The 8,991-nt window shown below is 36.6% G+C and carries 5 protein-coding genes; 4 read left to right on the plus strand and 1 reads right to left on the minus strand.

The annotated features are described in order from the left end of the window. Window positions 1-178: 178 nt before the first annotated feature. A complete protein-coding gene (locus QL989_RS18785) occupies window positions 179-1,054 on the plus strand; it encodes a DNA replication terminus site-binding protein (RefSeq protein ID WP_290171650.1) in 876 nt (291 codons plus the stop codon). A 61-nt stretch (window positions 1,055-1,115) separates the two neighbouring features. Here the strand turns inward: QL989_RS18785 and QL989_RS18790 are convergent, their stop codons facing one another. After that, the gene (locus tag QL989_RS18790; protein ID WP_013463357.1) at window positions 1,116-2,330 is read right to left on the minus strand and encodes a hypothetical protein; all 1,215 of its coding nucleotides are present in this window, start codon (window positions 2,328-2,330) and stop codon (window positions 1,116-1,118) included. A gap of 771 nt (window positions 2,331-3,101) precedes the next feature. Between QL989_RS18790 and QL989_RS18795 the strand changes: the two genes are divergently transcribed. The 3 genes from QL989_RS18795 to QL989_RS18805 all read left to right on the plus strand — a co-directional run bounded on the left by QL989_RS18795 (window position 3,102) and on the right by QL989_RS18805 (window position 8,879). Beyond that, the gene (locus tag QL989_RS18795; RefSeq protein ID WP_010388797.1) at window positions 3,102-4,340 is read left to right on the plus strand and encodes an AAA family ATPase; all 1,239 of its coding nucleotides are present in this window, start codon (window positions 3,102-3,104) and stop codon (window positions 4,338-4,340) included. Window positions 4,341-4,355: 15 nt separating this feature from the next. Further along, on the plus strand, window positions 4,356-5,318 hold the full coding sequence (locus tag QL989_RS18800; protein ID WP_010388796.1) for a transcriptional regulator: 963 nt from the start codon (window positions 4,356-4,358) through the stop codon (window positions 5,316-5,318). A gap of 414 nt (window positions 5,319-5,732) precedes the next feature. Then, window positions 5,733-8,879 carry a DEAD/DEAH box helicase gene (locus QL989_RS18805; protein ID WP_290171652.1) on the plus strand — a complete coding sequence of 1,049 codons (3,147 nt, stop codon included), beginning with the start codon at window positions 5,733-5,735 and terminating at the stop codon, window positions 8,877-8,879. The last annotated feature ends 112 nt before the right edge of the window (window positions 8,880-8,991 follow it).

Genomic DNA, 8,991 nt, shown 5'->3' on the forward strand with positions numbered 1-8,991 from the left:
TATCAGTAAGTTAGAAAATATTGTTATTAAAATGATCATACCAACAATAAAGAACACATCATACTCTATTTTATTTGAAATTAATCTTAGCAATAGAGTAATATTTAAGAAATAACTACCAAAAGAAAAAGGTATTTGCGAAAATAGCTAAATAGTAAGATGTGTTCTTGGTGGTGTTATGGTTACGAAGGTACAAATTAGAAGTCAGTTTGATTTACTCAATGAGTTAACGCTTAGGCTAATTGAGGAGCTTAAAGAATATGGGTTTGCTAAAGCTGAATACTATCAACTGCCAGAAATAAGCAGTGTGGATGAAAATATAATTCCCGAGTCGATTGCAGTATCTAAAATTACAGGGGAACTGGCACATAAGGCTATTTTAAATTCTTTTTCTGATATGTATAAAAAGCCTGGTCTGAGTAGTCGCGTATTAAAGCGCCACCCTGGTTTATTAATATTACAAGATGCCAACAAACAAGCCATTATTGATCGGATTGCTCAAGTTAATAATGCAAAAGCGGCATTTAAAAATTGTATTTTGGCGATTGACAATAACGATGCTCGATTTGAAGCCGTGCATAATGCTATGCCAAATTTAATTACGCTTGCCGCTTATCGTAAAATTCATAGCGAAAGCGAATCCCCTTTTTCAGTTCGTTTTACTTGGATGCATAAACACGCCACTAAAACACTCACAAAAAAGATGGCTCTTGAAATGCTCGAAAAGTCCGCTGGGTATAAAAACCCAAGAATGATTGATCAGCAAAAATGGCAATCATTGGTTGCTCAAGAGCAAGTTCGTGTTGCCAGTCTAGGTGAAAAAGAAAAATTACGAATTAGGCGCCCTACCCGAGTTAGCCCACAAGTTAATGTTAGATACACGGCTCAAAATCGTTATCATGTTAGTGCAGCCTTACCTTTTATTCTTATAAACCCACAACCCGATGTTAAGTATGGCCAACTGCCGAGTTACGAAAAACCGTTATCACATCCACGAAAACGCGAGTATGACTTTCTGGTAGACCGTTTATATTTAGAACAAGTAACAAAGTAATTATGTTAAAAAGGCCACTTAATGTGGCCTTTAATATAAATACTGGTAAAAATTAATATAATTATTTTTCTACAATTTCTTCCAGCTTATCTTCATCAATTAATACTGCATTTTCAACAATGCGTTTACCACCTTGTATCTCTATACGCTTGTTATGTTTATTTAATGCCAGTATCTCATCACAAAACTGATCAGATGGGTGCATTTCATAAGTGTAATCTACAATATTACCTGTTTTATCATCTTTTACATTCGTAATGCTGTACTCAGATATTGCTCCTTTTTCTATTAAATCTTTCATCGTGGTAGTCATATCACGGCGCAGTGCTTTTAATTTATTTTCGGTAATATCATCAGTTGAATAGATAGAGCCATATTTTTCCATAATAGACAGCAGTCTAAAATGGTATGTTTTTCCTGGGGCAGCATAGCGCCATAAATGATATAAACGTAGCATCATCCAACGCGATAATCCGCGCTTTAACTCTTGAGCACTATTAAAATAATAACCTTTATATTCAAGGTTATCGATCATGTTATGAACAAACGCATTTAAACACGCTACACATTTAACATTTCCGCCTTGGCCTTTTTTACCACTAAAGTGTAAAGACGATAAAAAGTTCATGTTCGACTCGTAGAACGAATCATCAATATCAGAATTTTTAGTGTCGGTTGCAGAATATTTAAAAGAAAGTTTTGAACCTTGTAATGCTTCGAGCGATTCTTTAATTTGTGGGTAAGGCATAGATTGACCTACCGCTTTAAGTTCTTGTGCTAATTCGTTCATAGAAAACACAACTGCATATTGAATACCGGACTTAAAATTAATTTTTACTATTTTACCTTTTGAAGCAAGGCGAATAAGTGCACGCTCAACTTTTTCTTCTCTATCTGATGGCCAAACTAAGTATTCTACGTCTTCACCATCTTTACGAGTACTCACCACAGCCGGTGTTATTTTAATTTCACCATCGTATAATATACCGTCTACTTTTTCAGATATCTTACGTGTAATTATGGTTTTTTTAGGTGCTTCTTCAAGTGGCAGCTTTTTATGTCCTGAGCGAACAAAGCGTCCCCACAGATCATAATGGTTAAATGTGTTAGAGTAAGCGCGTAACCCATGGGCTGCATTTTCTATCGAAATTCGCACATCTTTATTATCTGTAAATAGTGCTAAGCTTTCGTTATCAATTGCACTTTCCACCCCGTGAATTTGGCCCCTAAGTGTATCGGGCAAGTTATCTACCGAGATGTTGACCTTTCGGCTCATGGTTTTTATTTCCGTTTTTATTGTGACAGCTAATAACAACACATAAAGCCACAAAAGTTAAATGTTTAAGTTAGTATAAAAGTGATCTGACTTCAAATAAAATGCACAGATCAATATTTTACTAAGAAAAAGTTAAAACATGAGATTTCAGATCAGGTTTTTACTAACTAGGCTTTAATAAACCGAATTTTTACTAACTGAAGAATAAATTTGTCCATTGCAAAGTGTTTTTTTTTAAATTTAGCACGACAAATGACAGTAAAAATGAGAGGCCTGTGGATAAGCTTAGTTCCAGTTAGCATAGATCTGATCTGTACTTACTACAGATCAGATCTATACTAATTAAACCGCTTATTATTCCTGATGGTGGGTGCATAACTTTATAATTTACTTAGTAAAAACATGATCTACAGCATCTATTTTGTGAATAACTCAGTGCTTAACCTGTGCGTAACTAAGCTGCTAAATATTTGCTTAGTAAAAAGGTGATCTGCTAGTAGATAAGGATCTGATCTTAACCACGTACAATGCTGATCCAGTTTTTTTAACATTGTTTATATAAATCAGAATGTTATATGTATATTTTAAGGCCTTAGCCTTTAATACCTTATATATTTAACCATACTTAAACTTCTTTATTTATACTAAGCAATATTAAAGGCGTAAAATTATTTTATATGTCATGTATTTAAAATGCATGTCGCCTTAAATAGTTGTTTACAGCTAATTGAATGGACATTATACTAAACGCCTAACTTTGAGGAATAAAGTATGTCTATCAATAATAATGCGCTAGATACCTACCGACTTTTGAAAGCAACCGCAGAAGTTGCTGAAAAATCACTAGAAGGACGTATTCAACATTACCGCGCCCATCTTAAATCTGAAGAAAAAGAATTAAGAACCTACACCCAAAAAGCCGCTGCTGATTTACTTGGTTGTAATAATCGTACCTTAAAAAGACGCCATGACAATGGTGATTTTGACGATTTAAACATAAAACGCGGTGCAAACGGTCATTACGCTTATACGTTGGTTAATATTTTTGCCATGGCCGATATAATGGATATAAAACCCGATCATCGTGCACCAACAGACAAACTCCAAGTTATTGTTATTAATTCACTAAAAGGTGGTTGTGGTAAAACAACGAGCATGGTTAATATTGCTGCAGCACTTGCCACTACTAACATCAAGCGTTACCGAATTGGTATTATCGATTTAGATCCGCAGGGGTCATCATCTAGCTTTTTCCCATCTTCTGAGCCCGATCCAATTACTGTTGGTGATTTAATGCGTGACTGCATTGATCTTGAAGAAGGTGAAACCTGGCCTGAATTTGTTTCAAACTCTTTTTTACCAACTCATATTCCTAATATTCGTGTTTTACCCTCAGGTATGGATGATTTTTATTTTGAACACGAAACTGCAACGTTGCTTAAAGACACCTCAAACTATGAGCAAACTCGCCATTACCATAAGCTGTTAGAACGTGTTATCGAGCCAGTAAAAGATGAATTTGATATTTTACTAATTGATACAGCGCCTACCCTTAACTTTATGTTTTATAATGCATTAATGGCTTCTACAGCGATGCTTATACCGGTTCATCCTGAAGCGGTAGACTTTGATGCTAATAATAAATATTTAAAACGTTTAGGTGAGATTTATCATACCGTTGCAGCTCTTGGTCACGATGGTTGGGATTTTATGCAATTTTTGGTTACCAATTATGTAAAAGGTAATCACTCACAACGTGACATAGTTAAAGACGTAAGAAGCGCCTTTGGTCGCCAAGTCATGAGCTACCCTATTAATCACAGCTCAGCAATTACTGCGAGTTCATCCTCGTTTAATACTATTTTTGATCAAAAAGCGTCTGACAGTTTAGCGAGTAGAGAATCGTTAATGCGCGCACAAGAAAATATCAAAGATGTTGTTGACGAACTCGAAATGCTAATTCGTTCAAATTGGCAATCTACACAATCAAAATTAAATACGCCTAAGTAAGGATGTTGACTAAAAATGGCTAAAAAACGTAAAAATGACACCCGCTTAGATCCCTTTGCAACCGCTGTTGGCAGTAGCAGTTTAGACGCTCTTTTAGAGCAAGCTAATGCAGGCGATGTTATTCGTATGCCTGCGCCAAGCGATCCTAATCGCGAAATCACATTGGTTTGTAAAGTGATTGCTCATAACGAGATTGAAAAATCGACTCAGGTTTATGGTAAAAATCGCCGTGTACAAGCGCTTTTAAACGAAAAGTCGGTATCCGATATACTTCCTGCAATTAAAGAAGATGGACGTAATCAGCACCCCGCCCTGCTTTGGGATCAAGGTGATATGAGTCTTGTTCTTGCAGGCTCAAGACGTCGCAAAGCCTGTATTTTGGCTGGTGCAGATTATCTTGTTTTGAGTTCAAGTGATTTTAATGAGCAAGATGCCAAAGTGTTAGCAGTTTCTTCGGATCAATACATTGCTCCAAGTCTTTGGGAGTTAGGTCAAGCGTATCAGCAAACTCGAAACGAACTCATTCAACAAGGCAAAAAAGGATCGTACCGCGAGATTGCCGTTATTGAAGGGGTATCGCATACCGCCATTGCGGATGCGATTAAAGCGTATGAGCAAATATCTGCCGATGTTATAGCCCTTTACCCAACAGCTAATCATGTTGGTAGAGAAGTCGCTAAAAAGCTGATTAACGCAAAGGAGCGAGACGAGGTTGCATTTAACGAGTTAGTTGTGGCACTTGCAAGCAATGATGAAGTTAATGCCTTAGAAGCCGACGACAAGCGCGCTATGCTGATCACTAAACTATTAACCGCAGAGCCTAAAACAGCATTAAAGCGTGAGGCTGTGCTTGAAAACGACTTTATTAGTGTGCAACGTAACCTTAAAAGTGGTGACGTTTCAATAAAAATTAATAATAAAGTGATGACAGACAAGCGCTTAGAACAACTTACTAAACTATTAAGTGCCTTTAATTAGTTAGTAATATCGTGATCTGTAAAAGGGGGAGGTTAGTTAAATAGTGATCTAGCCCTCTTAATTAGTTAGTAAAAATCTGATCTTCTGTGGTAATAAAAAGCAAAAAAAGCCCGATAAACCACTAAGGATCGTATTTTTACTAACTAAACCTGCTCTATTTGATTAAATTGCTACCTTGTTAGTAAAAACCTGATCTACTCCTAGCAAAACCTCTCTATTAAGTTAATATATTGTTTTTATTTTGTAATTTAAACGCCTTTTTTTAGTGAGCAAAATTAAACAATCCTTATAAACCAATTTTTTACTAACCAATCAGATCCAACCAGTTTATTTTAAAAATAATATTGCTTTAGCTCAGCGTTGATAAGGCATATACTGGAAAAATTGTTTTTAAATTTTAATACTTTGAGTGACATGTCTGCTAACTTATCAAAAAATGATTTAATGGCTATTTTTGAAGAAATTAAAAATGAGCAGGCTACCCAGTTTCCTCTTTCTGAGCGATTCATAAAAAAATTGTTTAAACCCGCGGTGTTAGCAAAGGGTAAGTCGTATTATAAAAACGGCCAAATAAGTTGGTTAGAACATAATGCTGATTTCTCTGTTGTTGATTCTACTGTGCAAGGCGATAAGGGCATTGCGTTTAACCAACGAATTGAGATCAGTAAATTACCAACTGGCTATTCAGTCGACACACACTGTACTTGTAATGTTAAAACTAAATGCCGCCATTTGGCTGCAATTTTGTTAAAACTTAAAATTGAACACTCAGGTGAATACGGCGAAGACTATTTTATTAATGACTGGTTTAGCGAACTTAGCTCGCTTAAAAACACCGATCAAGCTCATCCATCACAAGTGTTACTGTTTGTATTAGATATTGAAAACGATAAAGTATTTTTAACGCCTAAAATTGCCAACTACGATAAAAATAATAATTATGCATTAGGTCGCAATTTAACTGAGCAACAGCTTAATAGTTTTGTAACCCCTAGCGACCTGCTAGAAAGTGATTTTAGATTATATAGCTGGATCCGCTCGCAAAATGCGGTCGGTAATATTGAACTCAAAGGTCAATGGGGCTTTAACGCGCTGCAGCAATTACTAGCTACAGAACGATTATTTTTACAGCGTTCGCGAGTACCTATAAAAGCGCAACCTGGCTTACCCCTAAATTTTGTTTGGGAAAAACAAAAAGAAGTCACCCAGTTAAAAATTCACCTAGATCAAATTACTAATTGGGCATTAATTAAAACTACACCGCCCATCTACTTAGACTTAGATAAATATAAGCTAGGCCGCATTCGCACTCCGCTCAGTGCGGACGAAATTGCTCATTTACAAACAATACCAGCACTTCACGATACAAACTTTGATCGAATTTATAAGCAGCTTGCTGATAATTTTGGTGCCGGTGTTATTCCCCATCCTACTAATGCACCAAGCATGCCTGTTAAGTCGTTGAGTAATGCCGTACTTAAAGTCAGCATGTCGGGCTCAGTAATGGCTATTTCGTTATCGTTTAAGTATAAAAATAAAAACTACTTAGCAGGTACAGCGCCTGAAAAACTAATAAACAGTGCATTTGAAAACACCGTTACCAACGAGCTGGTCAACTTAGGCTTTGATTTTTGTAAAGGGGGTTTACACAGCGAGTTTATTTTTAGTCAGGAATCGGCTATTCACTTACACTGGTTAGCGCATGAGGTGTTACCAAGCTTTAAGCAACGTGGTTGGCAAGTATCAATGAGCAAAATAAATATTGCCGATACTAAAAACCAAATTTCCTTGCATGTAAACAGAGCTGCTGGGCATCAAATGCATTGCAAAGTTGTGCTTAACGATACCAAAGTGGCCACTTTATTTAATGTAAATAATAAACTGTTTGAATCGTTAAATCGTCAAAGCGAATTGTTTTATTACTATCCTGTTGGCCGTCAATTTGGAGTTATAGATAAGGCTGCGTTTAATTTATTAATTGAGTTTAAATTGCGATTTGAGTTTATTAAAACGCGCGACGAATTTAATATTCCACTTTCATACTTACCTGAATTAGTTAAGCACATAGCCATAAATGTTGAGCTACATGATCCGTCATTAGAGCGCTACCTTGATGAGCTAAGCAATGACGCGCTGTTATCGCCCAATATCGCCATTCATGGCTTACACGATTCTGTGGTGCTTAGAGAATACCAGCAAGAAGGCGTAGCTTGGCTTAACTTTTTAAAGCGTAATCAGCTAGGTGGTATTTTAGCGGACGATATGGGCTTGGGTAAAACTTTGCAGGTGATTGCTTATTTAGCCAGTTCTTATAATACTCCGCAGGCTGGCCCTACGCTTATTGTTTGCCCAACAAGCTTAGTGAGTAATTGGCAAAACGAAATTAACAAGTTTGCTAAAAACTTAAAAGTCACAACTATTTTTGGTGCACACCGTAATGATGCGTTGAAACACTTGGCACAAGCACAGTGTATATTAACCACCTATCCGTTATTAAAACGTGACATTGCTTATTATTCGCCACTGTATTTTGAAAACATTATTCTTGATGAAGCGCAGTATATTAAAAATGATACGGCACAGGTATCGCGGTTAGTTAAACGTTTGAATGCCGATTTTAAGCTTTGCTTAAGCGGTACCCCAATTGAGAACAATTTATTTGAATTAAAGTCGTTACTCGATTTTGCTATGCCTTCGCTATTAGGTTCCCAGGCGCACTTTAAGCAGCACTTTCAAGGTCCTATTGAGCGCGAAAGTAACATTGAGCGTGCAGAGCAGTTAAAAGCGTTAATTATGCCGTTTATTTTGCGCCGGACTAAAGCCCAAGTGGCTCAAGAACTGCCGCAAAAAACGGAGCTTGTTAAAGAGTTTGAGTTTGAGCCTAAACAAAAAGACATGTACCAAGGCATAACACATGCGCTTGAAGAAAAACTCATTGATTTATTTGCCGAGCAAGGCGTGCAAAAAAGTAAACTCGCCTTTCTAGAGGCACTATTAAAACTTCGCCAAATTTGTTGTCATCCTAAACTTATTGAGCCAGAAACCGACGCTGCTAGTGCTAAGTTAGAATGGTTATCAAGCCATTTACCTTTAATGCTCAGCCTTGGCCGTAAGGTGATTATATTCAGCCAGTTTACCTCTGCTCTTGATTTAATTGCCGAGCGTTTGAATACACTTAACATTAAATTTAGCATGTTAACTGGGCAAACGCGCCATCGCGATAAAGTGATAGACGAATTCACCAGTGGCACTACTTCGGTATTTTTAATTAGCTTAAAAGCAGGTGGCACAGGGCTTAATTTAACCCAAGCCGATACCGTTATTCATTTTGATCCTTGGTGGAATCCAGCTGTTGAAAAGCAAGCGACCGATCGTGCTTATCGTATTGGCCAAACTAATCCGGTATTTGTGTATAAATTGATTATGGCTAACTCTATTGAACAAAAGGTGTTTCAAATGCAGCAAGATAAACAAGCTCTAGTTGATGCATTATTTACTGAAAAATCAATGAGTTTTACCCAGTTTGATGAACAACAAATGTTGTCTTTAATTAAAAGTTAAAAATTAACAATAATTTTTTGAACTTATTTGAATTGTGGGCGTCTATTAATACAGCTTGGTTAAATTGCAGTTTCTCCAAGTTTTCATGTTGATATCCCATATAGTAGTTACT

The organism is Pseudoalteromonas sp. APC 3224 (genome assembly GCF_030407535.1).
Lineage (GTDB): Bacteria > Pseudomonadota > Gammaproteobacteria > Enterobacterales > Alteromonadaceae > Pseudoalteromonas.

Excerpts from the sequence above, each read along its gene's own strand:
- QL989_RS18805 (WP_290171652.1), top strand. The coding sequence starts at position 5,733 with ATGTCTGCTAACTTATCAAAAAATGATTTAATGGCTATTTTTGAAGAA.
- QL989_RS18785 (WP_290171650.1), top strand. The coding sequence starts at position 179 with ATGGTTACGAAGGTACAAATTAGAAGTCAGTTTGATTTACTCAATGAG.
- QL989_RS18795 (WP_010388797.1), top strand. The coding sequence starts at position 3,102 with ATGTCTATCAATAATAATGCGCTAGATACCTACCGACTTTTGAAAGCA.
- QL989_RS18790 (WP_013463357.1), bottom strand. The coding sequence starts at position 2,330 with ATGAGCCGAAAGGTCAACATCTCGGTAGATAACTTGCCCGATACACTT.
- QL989_RS18800 (WP_010388796.1), top strand. The coding sequence starts at position 4,356 with ATGGCTAAAAAACGTAAAAATGACACCCGCTTAGATCCCTTTGCAACC.